18 protein-coding genes are annotated in these 23,381 nt (G+C 49.7%); 9 read left to right on the forward strand and 9 right to left on the reverse strand.

All coding sequences use genetic code 11. The features are described from left to right. Positions 1 to 40 precede the first annotated feature (40 nt). The 5 genes from E5355_RS07025 to rodA all read left to right on the forward strand — a co-directional run bounded on the left by E5355_RS07025 (position 41) and on the right by rodA (position 5,852). Positions 41 to 1,063 (forward strand): rod shape-determining protein, encoded by a 1,023-nt coding sequence (locus E5355_RS07025; protein WP_005828544.1) that lies wholly within the window; start codon positions 41 to 43, stop codon positions 1,061 to 1,063. Next, positions 1,063 to 1,905 carry a rod shape-determining protein MreC gene (mreC, locus tag E5355_RS07030; protein ID WP_136009745.1) on the forward strand — a complete coding sequence of 281 codons (843 nt, stop codon included), beginning with the start codon at positions 1,063 to 1,065 and terminating at the stop codon, positions 1,903 to 1,905. The genes E5355_RS07025 and mreC overlap by 1 nt, the downstream gene beginning before the upstream one ends. A 46-nt stretch (positions 1,906 to 1,951) precedes the next feature. Then, the gene (gene mreD, locus E5355_RS07035; protein ID WP_136009746.1) at positions 1,952 to 2,455 is read left to right on the forward strand and encodes a rod shape-determining protein MreD; all 504 of its coding nucleotides are present in this window, start codon (positions 1,952 to 1,954) and stop codon (positions 2,453 to 2,455) included. A gap of 19 nt (positions 2,456 to 2,474) precedes the next feature. Next, on the forward strand, positions 2,475 to 4,331 hold the full coding sequence (mrdA, locus tag E5355_RS07040; protein ID WP_136009747.1) for a penicillin-binding protein 2: 1,857 nt from the start codon (positions 2,475 to 2,477) through the stop codon (positions 4,329 to 4,331). A gap of 63 nt (positions 4,332 to 4,394) precedes the next feature. After that, positions 4,395 to 5,852, forward strand: a complete 1,458-nt coding sequence (rodA, locus tag E5355_RS07045; protein WP_136009790.1) for a rod shape-determining protein RodA — start codon at positions 4,395 to 4,397, stop codon at positions 5,850 to 5,852. A gap of 265 nt (positions 5,853 to 6,117) precedes the next feature. On the opposite strand, the gene E5355_RS07050 is transcribed toward rodA, so the two are convergent. The 5 genes from E5355_RS07050 to E5355_RS07070 all read right to left on the reverse strand — a co-directional run bounded on the left by E5355_RS07050 (position 6,118) and on the right by E5355_RS07070 (position 12,165). Continuing rightward, positions 6,118 to 6,603, reverse strand: a complete 486-nt coding sequence (locus E5355_RS07050; RefSeq protein ID WP_136009748.1) for a gliding motility lipoprotein GldH — start codon at positions 6,601 to 6,603, stop codon at positions 6,118 to 6,120. Next, positions 6,581 to 7,945, reverse strand: coding sequence for a PSP1 domain-containing protein (locus tag E5355_RS07055; RefSeq protein ID WP_176468515.1), 1,365 nt, complete (start codon positions 7,943 to 7,945; stop codon positions 6,581 to 6,583). The genes E5355_RS07050 and E5355_RS07055 overlap by 23 nt, the downstream gene beginning before the upstream one ends. Before the next feature lie 67 nt (positions 7,946 to 8,012). Continuing rightward, positions 8,013 to 9,140 (reverse strand): DNA polymerase III subunit delta', encoded by a 1,128-nt coding sequence (holB, locus tag E5355_RS07060; RefSeq protein WP_136009750.1) that lies wholly within the window; start codon positions 9,138 to 9,140, stop codon positions 8,013 to 8,015. 72 nt (positions 9,141 to 9,212) lie between these two features. Then, positions 9,213 to 10,166 carry a methylenetetrahydrofolate reductase [NAD(P)H] gene (metF, locus tag E5355_RS07065; RefSeq protein WP_136009751.1) on the reverse strand — a complete coding sequence of 318 codons (954 nt, stop codon included), beginning with the start codon at positions 10,164 to 10,166 and terminating at the stop codon, positions 9,213 to 9,215. A gap of 91 nt (positions 10,167 to 10,257) precedes the next feature. Further along, positions 10,258 to 12,165 carry a fimbrillin family protein gene (locus E5355_RS07070; RefSeq protein ID WP_136009752.1) on the reverse strand — a complete coding sequence of 636 codons (1,908 nt, stop codon included), beginning with the start codon at positions 12,163 to 12,165 and terminating at the stop codon, positions 10,258 to 10,260. A 343-nt stretch (positions 12,166 to 12,508) separates the two neighbouring features. Here E5355_RS07070 and metA point away from each other — a divergent pair, with 343 nt between their 5' ends. From metA to E5355_RS07085, 3 genes are read left to right on the forward strand one after another with little or no spacing between them, the layout of a single operon-like run. Continuing rightward, the gene (gene metA, locus E5355_RS07075) at positions 12,509 to 13,426 is read left to right on the forward strand and encodes a homoserine O-acetyltransferase MetA (protein ID WP_136009753.1); all 918 of its coding nucleotides are present in this window, start codon (positions 12,509 to 12,511) and stop codon (positions 13,424 to 13,426) included. Positions 13,427 to 13,452: 26 nt separating this feature from the next. Next, positions 13,453 to 15,318 (forward strand): peptidase U32 family protein, encoded by a 1,866-nt coding sequence (locus tag E5355_RS07080; RefSeq protein ID WP_136009754.1) that lies wholly within the window; start codon positions 13,453 to 13,455, stop codon positions 15,316 to 15,318. A 34-nt stretch (positions 15,319 to 15,352) separates the two neighbouring features. Next, positions 15,353 to 16,408, forward strand: coding sequence for a hypothetical protein (locus E5355_RS07085; RefSeq protein ID WP_136009755.1), 1,056 nt, complete (start codon positions 15,353 to 15,355; stop codon positions 16,406 to 16,408). A 1-nt stretch (position 16,409) separates the two neighbouring features. On the opposite strand, the gene E5355_RS07090 is transcribed toward E5355_RS07085, so the two are convergent. The 4 genes from E5355_RS07090 to radA form a co-directional block, all read right to left on the reverse strand. Then, a complete protein-coding gene (locus E5355_RS07090; protein WP_136009756.1) occupies positions 16,410 to 18,818 on the reverse strand; it encodes a TonB-dependent receptor in 2,409 nt (802 codons plus the stop codon). A 263-nt stretch (positions 18,819 to 19,081) separates the two neighbouring features. Then, positions 19,082 to 19,693, reverse strand: coding sequence for a response regulator transcription factor (locus tag E5355_RS07095; RefSeq protein ID WP_136009757.1), 612 nt, complete (start codon positions 19,691 to 19,693; stop codon positions 19,082 to 19,084). A gap of 68 nt (positions 19,694 to 19,761) precedes the next feature. Beyond that, positions 19,762 to 21,342, reverse strand: a complete 1,581-nt coding sequence (locus E5355_RS07100) for an NAD(P)/FAD-dependent oxidoreductase (protein ID WP_136009758.1) — start codon at positions 21,340 to 21,342, stop codon at positions 19,762 to 19,764. Between the two features lie 5 nt (positions 21,343 to 21,347). Continuing rightward, a complete protein-coding gene (gene radA, locus E5355_RS07105; RefSeq protein ID WP_136009759.1) occupies positions 21,348 to 22,715 on the reverse strand; it encodes a DNA repair protein RadA in 1,368 nt (455 codons plus the stop codon). A gap of 120 nt (positions 22,716 to 22,835) precedes the next feature. On the opposite strand from radA, the gene E5355_RS07110 reads away from it, so the two are divergent. Beyond that, entirely contained in the window at positions 22,836 to 23,378 is a 543-nt protein-coding gene (locus tag E5355_RS07110) for a beta-class carbonic anhydrase (protein WP_136009760.1), read from the forward strand. Positions 23,379 to 23,381: the final 3 nt, after the last annotated feature.

Raw genomic sequence — 23,381 nt, forward strand, 5'->3', positions numbered from 1 at the left:
AAAGGAATATCAATCGTAAATAGTTAAATCGTAAATATTAATGGGATTATTCTCTTTTACACAAGAAATAGCGATGGACCTTGGCACAGCCAATACCATCATCACCACGAATGGCAAGATTGTGGTGGATGAGCCTTCGGTGGTGGCCTTAGACCGTCGTACCGATAAAATGATTGCCGTGGGTGACAAGGCAAAGATGATGCATGAAAAGACCCACGAAAACATACGTACCATCCGTCCGCTGCGTGATGGTGTGATTGCAGACTTCTATGCTTGCGAGCAGATGATACGCGGACTTATCAAGATGGTGAACAACCGTAACCGTCTTTTCTCTCCGTCACTCCGCATGGTGATTGGAGTTCCTTCGGGCAGTACCGAAGTGGAGTTGCGTGCCGTGCGCGATTCTGCCGAGCATGCCGGCGGGCGCGACGTTTATTTGATTTTCGAGCCGATGGCCGCTGCCATCGGTATCGGTATCGACGTGGAGGCTCCCGAAGGCAATATGATTGTTGACATAGGTGGTGGCTCTACGGAAATTGCCGTTATCTCTTTGGGAGGTATCGTAAGCAACAACTCCATCCGTATTGCCGGTGATGACTTGACAGCCGATATTCAGGAATACATGAGCCGCCAGCACAACGTGAAGGTCAGCGAGCGTATGGCTGAGCGTATTAAGATTAATGTAGGTGCCGCCTTGACGGAACTTGGTGAAGATGCTCCCGAAGACTATATCGTTCATGGTCCGAACCGCATCACGGCATTGCCCATGGAAGTGCCGGTATGCTATCAGGAAGTGGCGCACTGCTTGGAGAAGTCTATTTCTAAGATTGAGACTGCCATCTTGAGTGCATTGGAGAATACACCTCCCGAATTGTATGCCGACATCGTCCACAACGGTATCTACCTTGCCGGCGGCGGCGCATTGCTTCGTGGCCTGGATAAGCGTCTGACTGATAAAATAAACATACCGTTCCACATTGCGGAAGACCCCTTGCATGCCGTTGCCAAAGGTACGGGCGTGGCATTGAAGAATGTTGACCGCTTCTCATTCCTGATGCGGTAATGCGGAATTTATTAAACTTTCTCATTAAATATAATTACTGGTTCCTCTTTCTTCTGTTAGAGGTAGCCAGTTTTATTTTATTATTTCGCTTCAACCATTACCAGCAGAGTGTGTATTTCACCTCTGCCAATGGCGTGGCAGGGAAGGTTTATGAGCTATCGGGTGGCATCACTTCTTATTTTCATTTGAAGACGGTCAATGAGGACTTGCTCGACCGTAATATGTGGTTGGAACAGCGACTTTCCTTTCTGGAAAATGTATTGAAAGAAAAAGGATTGGACTCCGCCAGACTGTACAGTATGGAACGGCTTGCTCCTACGGAGTATCAGGTATTCAAGGCGAATGTCATAAAGAACAGCCTGAACAAGGCTGATAATTACATCACTTTAGACCGTGGAACGACGGAAGGTATCCGTCCTGAGATGGGAGTGGTGGATGCCAATGGCGTGGTGGGCATTGTGTATAAGACCTCTCCCCATTATTCGTTGGTCATTCCGTTGTTGAACAGCAAGTCGAGCATCAGCAGCAAGATTGTGGGCAGTGATTATTTCGGTTATCTGAAATGGGAGGGAGGTGACTCCCGTTTTGCCTATCTGAAGGATTTACCCCGGCATGCCGAATTCAATCTGGGAGATACGGTAGTGACCAGTGGCTATTCTACGGTGTTTCCCGAAGGTGTCATGGTGGGGACGGTGGATGATATGTCAGATTCGCACGACGGGCTTTCCTATCTGTTGAAGATAAAGCTGGCTACGGACTTTGGAAAGCTGAGCAATGTGCGTGTCATATCCCGCACCGGGCAAGCTGAGCAAAAGGCATTGGAAGCAAAGGGGGAAGAGTAGTAATTGGTGATTGATGATATATCGTTTAGCGTAAAAAAAGATAACATTGTTAGTTAATTATCTGCATAAAATAGGATGGTTCATAGGCTTGGTACTGTTGCAGGTACTGATATTGAACAATGTGCATATAGCAGGATATGCCACTCCATTTCTGTACATTTACCTGATATTGAAGTTTGAGTCGGACACTCCCCGCAATGCGTTGATGTTGTGGGCATTTTTCTTGGGCTTGGCTGTCGATGTCTTTTCCGACACGCCAGGGATGAATGCTGCTGCTACGGTGTTCCTGGCTTTCTTGTGTCCCGTTTTCCTGCGCTTATTCGTGCCTCGTGACACGCTGGATACACTGGTTCCGGCTATCCGTACAATGGGGATTCTTCCTTTTCTGAAATATTTGGTTGTGAGTGTGCTGATACATCACGGCTTGTTGCTTGCCCTCGAATTTTTCTCTTTTGCCCATATCGGTACGCTGTTGTTGAGAATCGTGACAAGTACCCTGCTTACTGTGACCTGCATTATGGCTGTTGAGGGGATAAGAAAGAAAGGATAAAGGGATTAAGGATTAGGAATTGATGAAAGATTATACATTAGAAAAGCGGAAATATGTAATCGGGGCGGCGGCTATTGTCATCGTTATTATTTACGTGTTCCGGTTGTTCGACCTGCAGATCATGACCGATGACTACAAGAAGAATGCCGACAGCAACGCTTTTCTGAACAAGATACAATATCCCTCGCGCGGGGCTATCTACGATCGTAACGGTAAGTTGCTTGTGTTTAACCAGCCGGCATACGACATTACGTTTGTTCCGCGGGAGGTGATACAGTTGGACACGCTCGACCTTTGCAGCGCCCTGAACATCACCCGTGAACAGTTTGACAAACGGATGAAGGACGTCAAGAACCGTTGGATGAATCCCGGTTATTCCAAATACACCCATCAGGTGTTTATGACGCAACTTTCTGCCGAGGAGTGCGGTGTGTTTCAGGAGAAGCTGTTCAAGTTTCAGGGTTTCTATATTCAGCGGCGCACCATCCGCCAATATACTTATAATTCTGCCGGACATGCGTTGGGGGATATTGCTGAGGTGTCCAAGCGTGATATAGAGAACGATGATTACTATATCCGTGGTGACTATATAGGCAAGCAAGGCATCGAGAAGTCTTATGAAAAGTACCTGCGTGGAGAAAAAGGGGTGGAAATCCTCTTGCGTGATGCCCATGGACGTATTCAGGGGCGCTACATGAATGGACAGTTGGATCGTCCTTCCGTGCCGGGCAAGAATTTGACCTTGGGGTTGGACATAGACTTGCAGATGCTGGGCGAACGCCTGCTGCAGAATAAAATCGGTGCAATCGTGGCCATCGAACCGGCTACGGGCGAGATTCTCTGTATGGTTTCTTCGCCTTCCTTCGACCCTCATCTGATGATTGGGCGGCAACGCGGAAAAAATCACCGGATGTTGCAGATGGACAAGCGGAAACCTTTGCTGAACCGTGCCATTATGGGGGCATATCCTCCGGGTTCTACTTTCAAGACGGCTCAGGCGCTGACGTTCCTTCAGGAAGAGATTATTCATGAGGATTATCCGGCTTATCCTTGTGCGCATGGCTTCAACTATGGAAGTTTGCATGTAGGATGCCATGCGCATGGCTCCCCGTTGCCACTGGTACCTGCCATCGCCACTTCGTGTAACTCTTATTTCTGCTGGGGGCTGTTCCGTATGTTCGGTGACAAGAAGTATGGTTCGCCACAGAATGCGATTACGGTATGGAAAGACCACATGGTGTCGCAGGGGTTCGGCTATCGGCTCGGTACCGATCTTCCTGGTGAGCAGCGTGGCTTTATTCCCAATGCCCAATTTTATGATAAGACGTATCGGGGCTCTTGGAACGGGCTGACAGTTATCAGTATCTCCATCGGGCAGGGTGAGATTACCGCTACTCCGTTGCAGATTGCTAATTTGGGTGCGACCATTGCCAACCGGGGACATTTCATCACTCCGCATATCGTAAAGGAGATAGAGGACAATGAGCTCGACACTCTTTATCGCAATCCCCGTTATCCCATTGTCGACCGTGAGTATTATGAGATGGTGGTGAAGGGTATGCGTGCCGCCGTTACGGGAGGGACATGCCGTGTGGCAGGTGCTATCTTGCCCGGTATAGAGGTGTGTGGTAAGACGGGTACGGCGCAGAACCGTGGCAAAGACCATTCCGTTTTCATGGGCTTTGCCCCGATGGATAATCCCAAGATAGCCATTGCGGTGTATGTGGAGAACGGTGGTTTCGGTGCTACGTATGGAGTGCCTATCGGTGCAATGATGATGGATCAGTACCTGCATGGAAAACTGTCGCCCGAGAACGAGATACGGGCAGAAGAATTCAGCAACCGTGTGATACTCTACGGTGATGAGGAGAGATGATGGAGAGGAATCAAGGATGAGTAACTCCAATCGTAAATTGTAAATCGTAAAATAGTGAATAAATTGGTGACGCGGAAAGATAGTATGTGGAAATCATTGGACTGGGTGACGATTGTCGTTTACCTGCTGCTGATTGTATTCGGCTGGTTCAGTGTCTGTGGAGCGAGTTATGATTATGGTGACCGTGACTTTCTGGACTTCTCCACCCGTGCCGGCAAGCAGTTCGTCTGGATTATATGTTCCTTCGGGCTGGGGTTTGTATTGCTGATGCTGGACGATTCCCTCTATGACATGTTCTCCTACCTTATATATATAGGGCTGATGCTGTTGCTGATTGTCACGATATTCATTGCGCCCGACACGAAAGGATCGCGGTCGTGGATTATCCTGGGACCGGTCAGTTTGCAACCGGCGGAATTTGCCAAGTTTGCCACGGCGCTGGCGCTGGCCAAGTATATGAGTGCCTACTCGTTTACGATGAAGAACTGGAAAAGCTCCCTTATGCTGGCTTTTTTGATTCTCTTCCCCATGTTGCTGATTATCCTGCAGCGGGAGACGGGTTCGGCATTGGTGTACTCTGCATTTTTTCTGATGCTTTATCGGGAGGGAATGCCGGGCGTGGTGCTCTTTTCGGGTATATGTGCGGTGGTCTACTTTGTAGTGGGCATCCGTTTTGATGCGGTAATGATTGCCGATACGCCGACGCCTATCGGAGAGTTTGCCGTACTGCTGATGGTGCTGCTCTTTGCCGGAGGCATGGTGTGGGTTTATAAAAAGCGTTGGGAACCCACGCGGAATATCATCGGTGGTTCGTTGGGACTGCTACTTGTGGCTTATCTGACTTCGGAATACGTGGTACCCTTCAACTTGGTGTGGGTACAGTGGGGGCTTTGTGCACTTGTTGTCGGGTATCTAATCTTTCTTTCTTTAAGCGAGCGCCATTTATCTTATTTTCTGATCGGGCTGTTTGCCTTGGGGTCGATAGGTTTTCTCTACTCCAGCGACTACTTCTTCAATAAAGTGCTGGAACCTCATCAGCAGATACGTATCAAGGTGGTACTTGGCATGGAGGAGGACCTTGCAGGCGCCGGCTATAACGTAAACCAGTCGAAGATAGCCATTGGCTCCGGGGGCCTGACCGGCAAAGGTTTCTTGAACGGTACGCAGACAAAGCTGAAGTATGTGCCGGAGCAAGATACGGACTTCATCTTTTGCACCGTGGGCGAGGAGGAAGGATTCGTAGGGTCTACGGCTGTACTGTTACTGTTCCTTATTCTTGTCTTACGGCTGATTGCTGTGGCCGAGCGGCAGCAATCTCCCTTTGGCCGGGTATACGGCTACTCTGTGCTTAGCATATTCTTATTCCATTTATTCATCAATATAGGTATGGTGCTGGGACTGACTCCTGTTATCGGTATCCCATTGCCTTTCTTCAGTTATGGAGGTTCGTCTCTTTGGGGGTTCACTATCCTGTTGTTTATTTTCCTACGGATTGATGCGGGACGTAATCGCCGAATTTAGTTGTGATTCCGTTTTCTTGTGGAATATGCGAATGGGCTTGATTATCATTACATTGCATTTACACATTGTTTACATCGTAATGTAACGGCCGTTACACCGCATTGTAACGTCCTTTACGCTGTATCGTAACGTCTTTTACGCCAGGATGTAACGCTATGAGGCAAGAGGGTCAGTTATGAGAGCTCGTCAGTTTCCCCTTCGAGGAGATGTGAGTGGGAGACTGAGACAGTTGTTAGAAAAGGTAATAAAGCAGAATAGGGAGCTCCTATCTCTTCAGTTTGATGCCGATGTCATTGATTCCTTGCAGCCTTTCGTCCGGTAGCGTATAGGCCACTTTAAAGAGGTAGATGCCGGGTTTGCCGATTCGAACGCTTCCTGCGGAGACGGCAGTCTGATAGAGGCCTCCCCAGCCGTCACCTTTCCAGATTCCTTCTTTGTCCGCGAGGATTAGCTGTATGGTGTCCGTGGGTGACGGAATGGAATCTGCGGTGGTGTAGCAGATGGATAGAGGTAGATTCTGATAGGGGTAGTTGCTTCGGTTACGAACTTCCAAAGACAGTTTGTAGTAGGTCAGTGAGTCGGTGACCTTCACGTCGAAAGAGAGCGTGTCTTCGCGCAGCCAGCCTTCGGTGGGAAGGGATTGGAAGGAATGGTATACAGTCTGTTTGTCGCAAGCGCTCAGCAGGCTTGCGGCAAACAGTAGTATGATACCTTTCAGGCAGAGATTTCTATTCTTGAGTCGGTTTGTCATTTTGGGCAGGTCTTTCACCTTGAGGTTTAGGCTTATTGTTACGGGGCGGACGACGGTTGTTATTGTTCCTTTGTTGACGTTCGCCTTGTTGCTGGTCACCCTGTTTGGGGGCTTGCCGGTCTTGTTTTTGCCTCGGTTGCCGGTCTTGCCAAGATTGTTCTCTCTGACTGTTGGCTTGGGGAGCACTCTGTTGCGGACGACCGTTTCCACTCTTTTTCTTTTTCCTGTTACGGTTGTTGTTGCTGTTTTCGCCACCGTTGCCGTCACCGCCACCCTTGCCTTTACGGTTACGGTCAAAGCGGGTGAGGCTCTCTTGTTCCAGCAAGTCTACCGGCTTTTTAGGTTCGGAGCGATGGTTTTCTTCTGTCAGGCTGTCGGGCTTGATGCCGCGTCTGTTCAAGCCGATGACCTCAAAAGCCCGTCTGCCGCTGATGGTCACCAGGTTGGCGGGGATATTCTTGTCGCTCGAGTAGGTTATCAGATTGCTCAGGATGTCAGCCTTGAAGAAGAAGAACTCGCCATCCTTCGTTTCCAGGGTAATCTCACGTGAGGGCAGACGCTTTTGTGCTTCCACGTAACAGTCCACTTCGTAGTTGAGGCAGCATTTCAGCTTGGCGCATTGGCCGGCAAGCTTCTGCGGATTCAGGGATATGTCTTGGAAACGCGCCGCGCTGGTAGATACCGATACGAAGGAGGTCATCCAGGTGGCGCAGCAGAGTTCGCGTCCGCAAGGACCGATGCCACCGATGCGTCCTGCTTCTTGGCGGGCGCCTATCTGTTTCATCTCGATGCGTACGTGGAAGGCGTCGGCAAGAACCTTGATGAGCTGGCGGAAGTCCACCCGCTCGTCGGCGATGTAGTAGAAGATGGCCTTGTTGCCGTCTCCCTGATATTCCACGTCGCCAATCTTCATGTTGAGGTCGAGGTCTAAGGCTATCTGACGCGAACGTATCATGGTTGAGTGTTCGCGGGCTTTTGCCTCGTTGTACTTCTCCATATCCACAGGTTTCGCCTTGCGATAAATGCGTTTGATGTCTGCCTCGGACTTGATATTGGTCTTCTTCATTTGTAGCGGTACGAGTCGTCCGGTCAGGGTTACCACACCGATGTCATGTCCGGGGGTGGCTTCTACGGCTACGATGTCGCCTTTCTCCAGAGGTATCTTGTTGCTGTTGCGGAAATAACCCTTGCGAGTATTCTTGAACTGAACCTCTACCAGCTCACTTTCATTGGCATTGCCCGGAATGTCTGCCAGCCAGTCGTAGGTGTTCAGTTGCTTGTCCTGCCTGCCGCAACTCTTGCAGCACAGGCCTCCGCTTCCGTTATGTAGTTTAAATTCCATCATCTGATTTATTTACTATTTGACTATTTACTATTTGATACTTTGCATTTCATTGTTTTGCCACCTTTCATTGTTTCAACAGCACAATCATCTTTAGCGAGAAGTCGAAGAACACCATGCGGGCGTTTACGTTCTGCTCGATGTGGCGTTGTGCCTCACTTAGTTCGTCCATGATACCCATGACATTCCGTTCGTTGACAAAGGGGGCGAAACGGGTGGCGAAGTTTTGTTCGGGCAACGTCATGTAGTTCATCTCCTTACGATGCAGGTTGTAGATGAAGTTCTCGCGGGTCATACGCTGGCAGTAGTCCAGGAAGTTTTTCTGCCGTTCGCGTCCCATGGCGGCAAGTTGCTCGCTCCATTGTTTCATTTCCCGTATCTTGCGCTGGTAGGAGAGACGCATCAAGCTGACAAAGAGATTGAAGAACAGTTCGTTCTCCTCATTCAGGTGGATGGTTTCCAGCGCTTTGATGAAGTCGCCGTTTGCCAGATGGGCTATCGTCTCGCTGTCACGGGGCTGCACTCCGTATTTCTGCTGCAGAGCTTCGGCTATGTCGGCTTCTTCAATCTTGGGGATGTTGAAGCGCTGCGTGCGGCTGAGGATGGTAGGCAGTATCATTTCCGGAGCTTCGGAGATGAGGAGGAATATCGTTCTTTCGGGTGGCTCTTCCAGTAGCTTCAGTAGCTTGTTGGCGCAGACCTCGTGCATTTTTTCGGGTAGCCATACGATGGTCACTTTGTAACCTCCTTCGCTGGACTTCAGGCTGAGTTTGCGAGTTATCTCATCACTCTCTTTGGCGTAGATGATGGCTTGTCCGTTTTCGGCATCCATTTCGTTCAGCCAATGGTTCAGCCCGAAATAGGGACTGTTCAGCAGAAGGCGTCGCCAGTTGGCGATATAATCGTCGCAGACTTCCTTTTTCCCTTTGGCGCTTTTGACGATAGGGTATACGAAGTGTACGTCGGGATGCACCAGCTTGTTCCATTTCACGCAGGAAGGGCAGGTGCCGCATGCATCGGTTTCCGTCCGGTGGGGACAGCAGAGATAGCGGGCATAGGCAAGTGCCAATGGGAGTTTTCCTACTCCGGCAGAGCCGCAGAAAAGTTGTGCGTGGGGGATGCGTCCTTCCTGCACTTCTTGTATCAGCCTTTGTTTGGCTGCCTCTTGACCTATTATCTCCTTGAAACTGAACACGGGTTAATTAGTTATGAGTTATTACTTGTGACACTGCCAGTTGCCAATTGTCAACTATCAGTCATCCATTGTTTAGTAGATTTGTTTGGCTACTTCCCTGATGCTGTCTGTGGCTCCTACCGAGTAGAAGTGGAGGCTTGGGACGCCATGGGCTATCAGCTCTTTGCACTGCTGCACGCACCATTCGATACCCGCTTGCTGGGCTTCCGCATCGGTATTGCACTTCAGAACCTCTTGGGTCAGTTCCTCGGGCAAATCTACTTTGAACGTCTTGGGTATCATGCTGAGTTGTGACAGCTTCTTGAAGGGTTTGATGCCCGGGATAATCGGGATGGTGACACCGGCTTGACGGGCGCGCTTCACGAAGTCGAAATATTTCCGGTTGTCGTAGAAGAGCTGGGTCACGGCATACTCCGCACCCATTTCCATTTTCTTCTTCAGCCAGTGGATGTCAGTATCCATGTTGGGAGCTTCTTCATGCTTTTCCGGATAGCATGCCACACCGTATGAAAACGGGGTATTGGTGACTTTCATCTCGGAGCCGTCCACAAAGATGCCTTTGTTGAAGTTATTGATTTGTTCCTGTAGTTCGATGGCGTGGTGATAACCGTTGCCCACGGGGATAAACGAGGATTCGTGCTTTGCCTTGTCCCCACGAAGTACCAGCAGGTCGGTGATGCCGAGGAATTGCAGGTCGAGCAGCACGTACTCCGTCTCCTCGCGGGTGAAGCCGCTGCAAAGGATGTGCGGCACCATGGTGATGTTGTATTTATTCTGGATGGCAGCGGCTACGGCTACGGTTCCGGGGCGGCGGCGCAGGCGGTTCCGCTGGAACAATCCGTTGCCGAGGTCTTTGTACACATATTCGCTGCGGTGCGTGGTGATGTTGATATATTTAGGGTCGAATTCCCGTAACGTATCTATGGTCTGATACAGCTTTTCGATGCCTGTACCTTTCAGTGGTGGCAATATTTCAAAGGAAAAAGCTGTTCTTTCGTTACTGTTTATCAGGTCGATTACTCTCATTTCTTTTTCGTTATCTTTGTCCGGTTGGCAAGAAACTTGCACATTGGGAACAAAAATACGAAAAAGAAATGAGAAATGCCGGAATTGCCGGCTATTCTTTTATACAGCGAATGGAAAGGGCTTTATAATAGGGCTTGCCGGTGACATGGGCGGTGCTTTTGACAAACTCGTTGCTTTCGCCGAGAAAGTAAAAGGTGCTTTCCGAAAGTGTATGCTTTGTGTAGTCCCAACTCCAAAAGGCGGTCATCTTGTTTGGGCTGTTGTGGCTCTTGTTGTACCACATTCCTACGGGGAAAGCATTGAATCGGGTATGGTTGTTGACGGGGACAACTTCGCCGGATACCATTACCTGCCATTCTCCTGCTTTTAGTATGGAGGTATCGTTGTCGGTGTAGTTTTTCAGTTGCTCCCAGTCTGTATCCGATGGAATTTTCCAGCCTTCGGGAGCCAACTCTCCTGCCAGTATGGCTTCTCCATTGTAAAAATAAATATCATATTTGTCCGGCTTGTAATATCCGGCTTTGTCCGTTCCCAAGTCAATCTGTTTTTTCAGGGGAGTTCCGTCACGGTAGGTGGTGGCATGAAGCTCTCCACCCATCCAGTATTGGGCTCCAATCTTGACAATGGGGTATTCGGTAGACACTCCTTTTCTGATGTCTCGAAGGGTGTGGCATGCCACATTCACTTTGATGGCGTTTTCCGGCTTTTCCAGAAGCAGCTTATGGTTGTTGTCTATATAGAACTTGTCTATGCCGGCAGATTCTCCTTTTGTGTAGGTAAATCCATAGTCGTCTGTATTCCAGCTTATTCTTCCTCCGCAGATGCTGTCTTTACGGTCTGCGAGTTGTAGGATGATTCCATTGCTCAGGTCGGTCTCTTCATTTTCACCTATGGGATAGGCTATAATGGCTCTGGAAGTCAATGACGCTGATTTGAGATATTCCCTACATACTTCTGCAACGGGTACTCCTTCGTGATAAATTCTGTATACATTTGAAAGAGAAAAGGAGAGAGCGGAGATATGTATGGCAGTGTAATCTTCCATATTGTCGGTGTCAATGGGAGGGAGGCTGCTCCATTCCTTGATTTTTCCGGCAAAGCTGCTCAGTACGTTGCTGTTGCTCTGCATGGCTGATATGTTGATGGTACATTGGGTGCTGCTGTTCATTTCCACGTCGGGTATTGCACAACTGTATATACGTCCGTTCCACTCCATAATGAAGGATTGTTTGCCGTCGTTTATCGTTTGGGGTATGATGATGAATTCCTTGCCGGTAAGTTTGTTGTCTTTGACGTTCCACTCGCCGGAGGCTATGATGTCTTGTGTTCCTGCAAGATTACTGAAAGTCCCGTCCTCCAGATTATAATCGGCCGAGGTCTTGAGCCCGGTTGCGATGATGCGCGGATTGGCTTTCAGCAAATCATTGGCGGAGTTGCTTGCGTCAGGAGTCAAAGAGATTGCCAGTTTGGACAGCTTGTGCTGGAACTCCAAGGTTACAGATTTGGTCTTATTGGTGATTCCTTGCGCTTTGGCTACCAAAAAGTCACTTTGTGCGCGGTTCTTCTCATTGCTTTGGTCTGTCTGTACGGATACGGGAAGGACGGACGTACCGGCGGCTACCCCTTCGGTTTGGTAAGGGTGGTAACTGATAAAGTCCAGTGGTACATCTCCTTCCGGATAGAATACTGTCTTTTTGGCAACCAGTGTGGAGCCTTCCGTATATTCCAGAACCAGATTGTCAATATACCGTTTTCCCTTGATGGAGCCGGAGGAAGTGGTTGCAAACAAACCCATTCTGTCTCCTTTTTCAAAGGTGGTGTTTGTGACCTTGGTGTTTGCCTTTTCCATTTTGATAGAGAACGTAATAGGTATCGTCCCTTCCTTAATTTCCACTTCTGGTTCTTCATCAATCCGATTCACACAAGCTGTATTTCCTAAGGACATGCAGCAGAATAAAGAGGCTGCTAAGACTCCTTTTGCAAGAATAAGTTTTTTCATTGTATTATTATTGCGGGGCAACGGTTTTTCCGCTTTCCCAGTTATACTTAATAGACCTTGTCTTAACTTAAAATGAGGATTTAGCAGAGCTATAACTGGTATGGAAAAGTCTTTTACGCTTTTGAATGCTAATTATCGGCATCATGCTTGATGCTGCAGTGCTTTTAAATCTTGTTTTTTAATAATTTTTATAAGGTTCGGGTGCAAATATAAGGAAACGTGTTAAATAAAGAGGGATAAATCAATAAAACTTTTATAGTTTATTTATCACACTCTGATTTTTTGCCTAACTTTACACGCTAAAATCATAGACAGTAATAAGTTAAACCATAGATATAAGCTCATGCCTTTAAATTTACCCGATAAACTACCTGCTATCGAGTTGCTGAAAGAGGAGAATATTTTTGTCATTGACAATTCCCGGGCAACCCAGCAGGATATCCGTCCGTTGCGTATTGTTATTCTGAATTTGATGCCGTTAAAGATTACTACGGAAACGGACTTGGTGCGTCTGCTTTCCAATACTCCGCTTCAGGTGGAAATATCGTTCATGAAGATAAAAAGCCATACTTCCAAGAACACTCCGATGGAGCACATGAAAGCGTTCTATACGGACTTTGACAAGATGCGCGATGAAAAGTACGACGGCATGATTATCACCGGTGCTCCGGTAGAACAGATGGATTTTGAGGAGGTGACTTATTGGGATGAGATTACCGGGATATTCGACTGGGCACGTACGCATGTCACCTCTACTCTCTATATCTGCTGGGCGGCGCAGGCAGGGCTCTATCATCATTATGGAGTGTCGAAGCATGCACTGGATAAGAAGATGTTCGGTATCTTTGAACATCGTACCCTGCAGCCGTTGCATCCCATTTTCCGAGGATTTGATGATATGTTCTATGTGCCGCATAGCCGTCACACGGAAGTGCGCCGGGAAGATATACTGAAGATTCCGGAATTGACGTTGCTTTCCGAGTCGGAGGATGCCGGTGTATATATGGCAGTGGCCCGTGGAGGGCGTGAGTTCTTCGTGACCGGCCATTCGGAATACTCTCCGTTGACGCTGGACACAGAGTATCGACGTGACTTGAATAAGGGCCTGCCCATCGAGATGCCCCGTAACTACTATGTGGACGATGACCCGGACAAAGGAGTGCTGGTGCGTTGGCGCGCCCATGCCAATTTGTTGTTCTCCAATTGGCTGAATTATTTCGTATATCAGGAGACGCCGTATAATATCAACGATATAGAATGAGTCGTGAGTAATTTGTAACTGAACAAATGATAAAACAACGTAAAATAGAGCTGCTGGCTCCTGCCAAGAATTTGGAGTGTGGCATAGAAGCCGTGAATCATGGAGCGGATGCGGTCTACATCGGTGCACCCAAGTTCGGTGCGCGTGCCGCTGCCGTCAACTCTTTGGAGGATATTGCAGTCTTGGTGGAGCATGCCCATTTGTATAATGCCCGTATCTATGTGACGGTCAATACCATTCTGAAAGAAGAAGAGCTGAAGGAGACGGAGAGGATGATTTGGGAATTGTACCGCATCGGGGTGGATGCGCTGATTGTGCAGGACATGGGGATTACGCGGCTGAATTTGCCACCCATCCCGTTGCATGGCAGTACGCAGATGGATAACCGTACGCCGGAGAAAGTACGTTTTCTTGCCGATGCCGGTTTCCGTCAGGTTGTGCTGGCACGCGAGTTGTCGTTGCAGGAGATACGCGGTATCCACGAGGCTTGTCCCGACGTGCCGCTCGAGGTTTTTGTACACGGGGCTCTTTGTGTCAGTTATAGCGGGCAGTGCTATGTCAGCCAGGCCTGTTTCGGACGGAGTGCCAACCGGGGGGAATGTGCGCAATTCTGCCGTTTGCCCTTCAGCCTGGCAGATGCCGATGGCAAGACTATTGTGCACGACAAGCATCTGCTTTCTTTGAAAGACCTCAACCAAAGCGAGGTGTTGGAAGAACTGCTGGATGCCGGAGCCACTTCCCTGAAGATAGAAGGCCGTTTGAAGGATGTGACCTATGTGAAGAATGTGACGGCGGCTTACCGTAGGAAACTAGATGCCATCTTTGCCCGTCGCAAGGAATATGCCCGTGCTTCTTCAGGCACCTGCCGTTTTGATTTCCGGCCACAGTTGGACAAGAGTTTCAGTCGTGGTTTCACTCATTATTTCCTGCAAGGAAGAGGAGGGGAAATTACTTCATTCGATACGCCCAAATCTTTGGGAGAAGAGATGGGCACCTTGAAGGAGCAGCGCAGAGGCTATCTCACTGTGGCCGGTGTAAAGCCTTTCCACAACGGAGACGGTGTCTGTTTTCTGGATGAGCAGGGACGTTTGCAAGGTTTCCGTATCAACCGGGTGGATGGCAACAAACTCTATCCGGCAGGGGAAGTGCCTCGTATCAGACCGCGTACCCGGCTTTATCGTAACTTCGACCAGGAGTTTGAACGTGCCCTTACCCGTAAATCTTCCGAACGTAAAATAGGTGTTTGTTGGGAGTTGGCAGATACTTCTTTCGGATTCAGCCTGACGGCTGCGGACGAAGATGATAACCGCGTGACACTCTCTTTCCCTTATCCGAAGGAGTTGGCACGTACACCGCAGGCGGATAACCTGCGCAGCCAACTGGTTAAGTTGGGAAATACCCCTTTCGAGGTAGCCGGGCATCTGTCAGAAGAGGCGTCGGGTATCAGGCTCAATCTTTCTGCGAACTGGTTCCTTCCTGCTTCTGTGGTGGCAGACTGGCGCCGGCAGGTGATAGATAAGCTGATTGTGGCCCGGCGTGTTACTTGTCGTCGTGAGCTGGCCGTCTGGAAACCGACAAGCCATGTTTTCCCGGCTACTTCGCTGACCTATTTGGGCAATGTGATGAACAGTGCTGCCCGGAGTTTCTACCATGAGCATGGACTTTCGTCTATAGCGCCTGCCTACGAGGTGCAAGCGGTTCCGGATGCTGTACTCATGTTCTGCAAGCATTGTCTGCGTTTCAGTATGGGATGGTGTCCCACCTATCAGAAAGGACATTCTCCTTATAGAGAACCGTATTATTTGGTTGGAACGGACGGCAAGCGCTTCCGTTTGTCGTTTGACTGCAAGAATTGCCAGATGAAAGTCCTTGCTCATCAAGAACCGCTTTAATGAAAAATGAGGTGTTACTAACAAATGCTTGAAAATGAGTAGTGAGGAACGGAAATGTAATAAAAGGCTGGCAAATGACCGGTGCCGGGAAGCGGGTAGAGACAAGCATCCTTTGCGCTCACTGCGTTCTCTCCTGTTCTTCATTCTTTATTTTTCATGCTTCATAGCTTTAGTTTCCTGCCATTATCCCCGTCCTAATCTTGAAGATGAGAATCTGTCTAAGGAAACGCGTGATTCGCTGACTTGTCTTTTTGAGCGGCATTATACCTGGAACGCCAATCTGGAAGTGCTGGCGGATTCCGTGAATTTGGCTTGCCTGCCCGTGAAAGACTGCTATAACATGCTTCATCGGGGAGACCGCGTGGTTGTCGCGGAGTTTGCCATCCACCCTGCCGACAGCGTGGACAGTGTATGGGTGAAGCTTGCCCATTCGCAGGAGGTGCAGGGATGGCTGAGGGAGTCCGAGATGCTGCATGCTTTTATTCCTACGGACAGTATTTCGCAGGCCATCTACTTGTTCAGTGATACCCATGTCTCTTATTTCATCATGATTTTTGCCTTGTTCGTGGCGGTCTGGCTGTTCCATGCTTTCCGGCGCAAGCAGTTGAAGATGGTGTACTTCAATGACATAGACAGTCTCTATCCGTTGTTGCTATGCTTGATGATGGCGTCTTGTGCCACTATTTATGAGTCTGTTCAGGTTTTTGCACCGGAAACGTGGCAGCACTTCTACTTCAATCCTACCTTGTCTCCGTTCAAGGTGCCGCTTGTGCTTTCTGCTTTTCTGATGGGTTTCTGGTTGTTCATTGTGGTATTGCTGGCAGTGCTCGATGACTTGTTCCGCCAGCTTTCACCGGCAGCCGCCGTATTCTATCTGTTGGGGCTGGCCTCCTGCTGCATCTTCTGTTATTTCTTCTTTATCCTTGCTACATCCATCTATGTCGGATACTTGTTTTTGGCTGCTTTTGTATGGGTATTCTTCAAAAGGCTTCGTGTTTCGCTGCTGGCTTCACGCTATCGTTGCGGCAGATGCGGGCAGAAACTGAGGGAAAAAGGAGTCTGCCCGCATTGCGGAGCGATTAATGAATAAATCAGAATCTGCATCGCAGTTCTATCCCTGCCTGCACGGGACGTCCTTTCTGCATGAATCCGTTTCCCATACTCTCGAAATAGAAGGAGGCGTAATCTTTGTCGAGTGCATTACGTACCCAGAAGTCAATCTGTCCATGCCCTTTCTGGAAGCTGATGCGTCCGTTCAGCGTGCCGTAGAAGGCTTGGCTCACGTTGTTCTCTTCCGTCCAGTAGATACGTCCGGCGCCGGTATAGTTGGCGCTCAACCGGATACAGTCCAGCCAGCGTCCCGGACGGATGCGGAAGATGTACTGCCCGCCCACGTTCATGGTATGCTTGGGGACAAACGGTACATATTTGCCGTTGTAGCTCACTTCCTGGAGTTCTCCGTTGATACGGGCATTGCCGACGTACTCCTTGAAGGTGGCGTATGTATATCCGTAGCAGGCATTCAGCGTGAACGCGTCGGTCAGGGCAGCCTGCAGGCTTGCTTCGGCTCCGTAGCTCCGGCTTTTCCCGGCGTTTACAGTAATGCGTCCCAGTCCGCTTTCTGCGAATTTGGATATTTGCTGGTCGCGGGTGTCCATATAGAAAGCGGAGACATCGGCCAGCAGACGGTCTTCCCAAAGCGTGAGGTGCATACCTGCCTCGTAATTCCAGGTATATTCGGGCTTGTAGCGGGTTGCTTCACGTACTTCCGGTACCTTTTGTTTGATGGTGTTCACATCAATCATCAGGTTTATCATCTTCAGGTTCTCGTCCGCAGCGATGGCGTCTATCATCGAATTGCTCAATACGCCGGTAATCAGGTCGGAGAACATCTGTATGTTGTATCCCCCCGAACGGTATCCTCGGGTAGCGGTGGCATATACATTGTTCCCTTTACTCCACTCGTATTGCAGGGCGAATTTGGGCAACAGCTGTACGTAGTCCGTCGACTCCTTTCCCTGATAGGCTGCATTGCCTCTCAGCGGCGAGGCGTTCTCAATGACGATAGGGAACGGCATACCTGGTTTGTTGACCGTCACCTTGAAGTCGAAATCGGTAGGAGTAGAGGCCGAATTATAGTCCATCCGTATCTTTTCATAATCCAGACGCAGGCCGACTGTAGCGGACAGTCCTTCTGTCAGCAGGTCGTTGAAGGTGGACTGGTGGAAGATGGCTCCGCTTAGTGTGGGTGTGTCGAAACTGCCGCTTACCCGCATGTTTTGGTCGTTGATGGTCAGGTGCATGTCCGGTGCTCCCGAAAGCCCGGCGAATACATTGTTCGCGTTTCCTTCTATCACCTGGTCGATGCCTTCCTTGTGGAACACGACCGGTCCGTCCGTGTGCAGCCATTGATAGAATCCGAAGGCACCGGTGGTCCATTGCCAGCGGCGGTTGGGCCTCGACTTGAGGACAACTTCCTCGGAGAGGGTGTTCATCTTCTGCCTCTGCTCGATGTTGAAGATGTTGGCGGGGCTGAAGTCCTGGTCCATGAACATGCGGTCTTTGAGGTATTGATAGCCGGTGACCATACTCAGAGTGAAGTTACGGGCTTGATATTCCAGGTTCAGTCCGGCATTCAGCAGGTTGCGGTAGTAACTGCTTGCCTCGTCGTTGGAGATTTTGCCGATGTAGGGTTTCAGTTCCTCTTTCTGTCCGGCAGGGGCCAGACTGCCCAGGTAAAAGTAGGGATATCCTCCTTGGTCGCTGTATTCGTAGTTGATGTTCAGGTCTGCCTTCCAGTTGTCCGAGGGGAGGTAGATGGCACGGAAGCGTCCGCCTGCCGATTGCCCCTTGTCGGCTTTCTCGTCTCTCACCGTGTTGCGGAAGAATCCTCCCTGGTAGTCGTAGAATCCTCCGGCAGAAAAGGCGAACCGTTCCGAAAGCTGGTGATAGTGGGTCAACGAGGTGTTATAGGCATTGTGCGTGCCTGCCCCCACGTGGAAGTCCGTTCCTTGGTAGGAGAAGGGGGATTTGGTGTGTACCTTTATCAGCCCGCCCATGGCATTGCGTCCGTAGAGCGTGCCTTGCGGACCGCGAAGCACGTCAATGCGCTCCACGTCGGCGTAGCTGAAGTCGAAGGCCGACTTGTCTATATAAGGAATGTTATCCACGTAAAGTCCCACCGAGGGAGTGTTGATGCGCGAACCTATGCCGCGGATATAGACAGCCGAAGTCAGTCGCGAGCCGTAGTCGGGGATAAACATATTGGGTACTACGGACGTCAGATTCTTGATGGAGTTTACTTGTGCGTTCTGCATGTCTTGTTGCGAAAGCAGGGTGACGGCAGCGGGCTGCTCGCGCAGTTTCCGGTTCTCTTTTGGGGCAGCAATGACGGTTATTTCCTCCACATCCACCACTTTCAAAGTGTCTGCCTCTTCGGCAAGTACATTGCCGGTTGCCAAAAGGCAGAAGATACCGGCTAAAATTCTATATCTGTTCATAAACTGTTTTTTTGCGCTTGCAAAGTAAAGGGATTCTTGCGGAAGAGGCAATCCTCATTTATTAGGATTTCGTTCTTGGACTGCCAATCATGAATCGTTCCATCACATAGAAAATATCGTTCCACCATGGGGTAAAAATCGTTCCACCATGATGGAACGATTTTTACCCCATGACGGAACGATTAAGTTGTAGCATATAAGTATATTGATTGGGGCGGAGCCTTTCTGAAAAACTCCGCTTCTGATGTATTCCGGTTGTAGGATTATATTCTGTCGGCTTCCACATATCCATGCATGACTGCATAGATAGTCAGCCCGGATACGGACTTGATGCCCAGCTTCTCGGTGATATTCTTGCGGTGTGAGATGACGGTAGTCTGGCTGATGTTCAGTTTGTCGGCAATCTCCTTGTTGATAAGTCCTTTGATAATCAGCACCAGTACTTCTATTTCCCGGGCGGAAAGGTCGTGTCCGGCAGCTGTATTTACTGCCATATCCGAGTGTCTGGCAGGTGCCGGCTTTTCGTGGTTTTGTCTGTATTGGTTTCCGTATTGGCGCAGTTGCAGGATGTTCTTTGCCAAGTTTTGTTCGTCCTGATAGATGTTCAGCGTCGGCATGCCCGACAGTTGGGGAACGGTTTCACCATTGACCAGCACAATGGTTTTGGGCATGCGCTCCAGAAAGAAAGCGGTATGCTCGAAGTAAATCTGTGAAGAGATGAAGTAATGCACATACATGTCAGGTGTATCATCCATCAACTCACCAAAGGAACGGAAAGAGCGGATGACGGCTGTCGGGATGATTTCCTCCAGCAGGTTCTGCAGTCCCAGGCATGAGAGGGTGTTGGAGTCGACGATTGCTATTTCAGGAGTCATTCTCGTTTTTTTGTTTCTGCAAAAGTACGGATTATTTTTATGAACGAAAAGAAAATCAAAACAGTGTCTCAGCCGAAGAAAGCCTTTGCCGCTTCCGCACACCGTTCGCCGTCAATTCCGGCAGACACAATGCCTCCGGCATATCCGGCGCCTTCTCCGCAAGGGAACAAGCCTTTTATGCGTATATGTTGCAACGTTGCTTTGTCTCTTGTTATGCGTACCGGTGCTGATGTACGCGTTTCCACTCCAATCATTACCGCCTCGTTCGTCAGGAAACCGTGGCTGTATTTTCCGAATAGCTGGAAACCTTTGCTCAGGCGTTCTGCAATGAAAGAAGGCATCCAGAAGTGGAGAGGTGAGGAAACCAATCCCGGTGCATACGAAGTTTCTGGCAGGTCGTAACTCAATTTTTTCTTAGTGAAGTCTGCCATTCTCTGCGCCGGTGCCGTCTGCTTCATATTGCCTTGTTGCCAGCAGAGGCGCTCCAGATATTCTTGAAAGTACATCATGCTTAATGGAAAATTGACTGTGGACAATTGACAATTAGCCGCACTGTCGTGCTCTATGTCTTCCGGCCGCAACTCCACTACCATTCCCGAATTGCTCCAACGGGAGCCGCGGTTGCTGGGACTCATTCCGTTGACAACAATTTGTTCGGGACCGCTGGCAGCGGGCACGACAAAACCGCCGGGACACATGCAGAAGCTATATACTCCTCGTCCGTCCACCTGGTTTACAAAGCTGTATTCGGCGGCGGGCAGATATTTTCCCCGTCCGTTCCGGTTATGATATTGTATCCGGTCTATCAAGGCAGCGGGGTGTTCCAGTCGTACGCCTACGGCAATGCCTTTGGCTTCAATCTCTATATTGTTGGCGGCAAGCCAGCGGTATACGTCCCGGGCGGAGTGGCCGGTGGCAAGTATCACCGGGCCGAGGAAGGTCTTGCCGGTATTCGTTTCAATGCCTTTGACTTCATCCTTCTCTATGAGCAGGGCGTCCATGCGTGTCTCGAAGTGAACTTCGCCACCGCATTCGATGATGGTGTTCCGCATGTTTTCGATGATACGCGGCAGTTTGTCCGTACCTATGTGCGGATGTGCATCTACCAGTATGGAAGTAGAGGCGCCATGTTGGCAGAAGACGTTCAGAATCTTGTCTACATTACCGCGCTTCTTGCTGCGTGTGTACAGCTTGCCATCCGAGTAGGCTCCGGCGCCTCCCTCTCCGAAGCTGTAATTGGACTCCGGGTTGACGAGTTGCTGGCGGCCGATTTGCGCCAAGTCTTTCTTGCGTTCCCGTACGTTCTTTCCACGTTCCACGATGACGGGGCGCAGACCGAGCTCTATCAGGCGCAGGGCGGCGAAGAGTCCTCCGGGACCGGCTCCCACCACTATCACTTGCGGTTTTCCTTCTACATTATTATATGGGGTATGTTGATATTCGTCCTCTTTCGGCATCTCGTTCAGATATGCCCGCACGTTGAGATTGATATAGATAGTCCGCTGACGGGCATCGATACTGCGCTTCAGGATGCGCGTGGCTGTTATTTCCCGTGCGTTCAGGCCTTTTTCGTGTACTAGGTAGTCTTTCAGGCGTTGCTCGTTTGCCGCAACTTCGGGCAATACGCGCAGTTGGTATTCTTGTATCATAATGATTATCCGAATAGGGCACGGAATGCTTCTTCCACCTTCCGCACCGGTATCAATTCCATTTTAATCTTTTTCGTGTTCAGTCCTTGCATGTTATACTTGGGAAGTATGAATCGCTTGAATCCAAGTTTCTCTGCTTCTCCGATACGTTGCTCTATGCGGTTGACAGGACGTATTTCGCCTGACAGGCCTATCTCTCCCGCCATGCATACCTCCGGTTCTACGGCTGTGTCCATGTTGCTGGAGAGGATGGCGCTGATGACAGCCAGGTCTATGGCGGGATCGTTTACCTTCAATCCTCCGGCAATGTTGAGAAACACGTCTTTCTGTGCCAGCTTGAAGCCTACACGTTTTTCCAATACGGCCAGCAGCATATTCATGCGGCGGATGTCGAATCCCGTGGCAGAACGTTGCGGGTTGCCATATACAGCGCTGCTGACCAATGCCTGCGTTTCGATGAGGAACGGCCTGACGCCTTCTATCGCCGAGGCAATGGCTATGCCGCTCATGCCTTCATGGTCCTGGCTCAGCAGCAGTTCGGAGGGGTTGCTTACCTGTCGTAATCCATCTTGCCGCATTTCGTAGATACCCAGTTCGGCGGTACTTCCGAAGCGGTTCTTGATGCTGCGTAGGATACGGTACATATAATGTTGGTCGCCCTCGAACTGGAGTACGGTATCCACGATATGTTCCAGTACCTTGGGACCGGCTATGCTGCCTTCCTTATTGATATGCCCGATGAGGATGACCGCCGTATGCGTTTCCTTGGCAAAGCGCAGGATGGAAGCGGAACATTCCCGCACCTGAGCGATGCTCCCCGGCGAGGATTCGAGGGTTTCGGTAGAAATCGTCTGTATGGAGTCGATGATGACTATGTCCGGACGAATGTTCTTGACGTGGACGTAAATCTGTTCCAAGGAAGTTTCGCACACGATGAGGCAGTCACTGGAAGTGTTTGTCAAGCGGTCGGCACGCAGTTTCAACTGGCGGGTGCTTTCTTCACCGGATACATAAAGGATGCGTTTCTCCGGTATGCGGAGTATGGTCTGTAGCACCAGGGTGGATTTGCCGATGCCCGGTTCGCCGCCAATCAGTACAAGAGAGCCTTGTACAAGACCGCCGCCAAGTACCCGGTTCAGCTCGGCGTCATGGAGGTCGATACGCGGCTCGTCATCGGCCACAATTTCATGGAGGGTGACGGGTTTGGCCTTGGCAGTTGCTATGCCCGATACGGGACGCTTGTTCACCACTTCTTTCCGCACCACCTCTTCCACATACGTGTTCCACATTCCGCACGACGGGCATTTGCCTACCCATTTGGGAGAGTCTTGCCCGCAGTTGCTGCATACATAAACCGTCTTTTCTTTAGCCATAATTGAGCATTCCTTCTAAAATGATTGCCCAAAGGTACAATTTTTCGATGCAGGGCTTGCAGACTCCCATAGAGTTTTTTTATTTTTGTGGGTAGAAAACAATAACATATCATAAAAGCCATGATAGAAGATATTCTTGCATATAACAGACGTTTTGTAGCCGAAAAGGGGTATGAGAAATACATCACGAATAAATACCCGGATAAGAAGATTGCCATCCTCTCTTGTATGGATACCCGTTTGACCGCTTTACTGCCGGCCGCTTTGGGCATAAAGAACGGCGATGTGAAGATGATAAAGAATGCGGGTGGAATCATTTCGCATCCGTTTGGCAGCGTCATCCGTAGTCTGATGGTGGCCATCTATGAGTTGGGAGTGACGGAAGTTATGGTGATTGCCCACTCCGATTGCGGCGCGTGCCATATGAGCAGTGCCCAGATGATAGAGCATATGAAGACCCGGGGTATCAAGCAGGAGACGATTGATATGATTCGTTTCTGCGGAGTGGATTTTGAGTCCTGGTTATATGGATTCGAAGATACGGAGAAATCGGTAAAAGGTACGGTGGAAGCCATTATCAATCATCCGCTGATACCGAATGACATCAATGTCAGCGGTTTCATAATAGATTCTGTGACGGGAGAACTGACCCCGGTGCGGTGATGG

This window comes from Bacteroides muris (ex Afrizal et al. 2022), assembly GCF_004793475.1.
Taxonomy (GTDB): Bacteria; Bacteroidota; Bacteroidia; order Bacteroidales; family Bacteroidaceae; genus Bacteroides; species Bacteroides muris.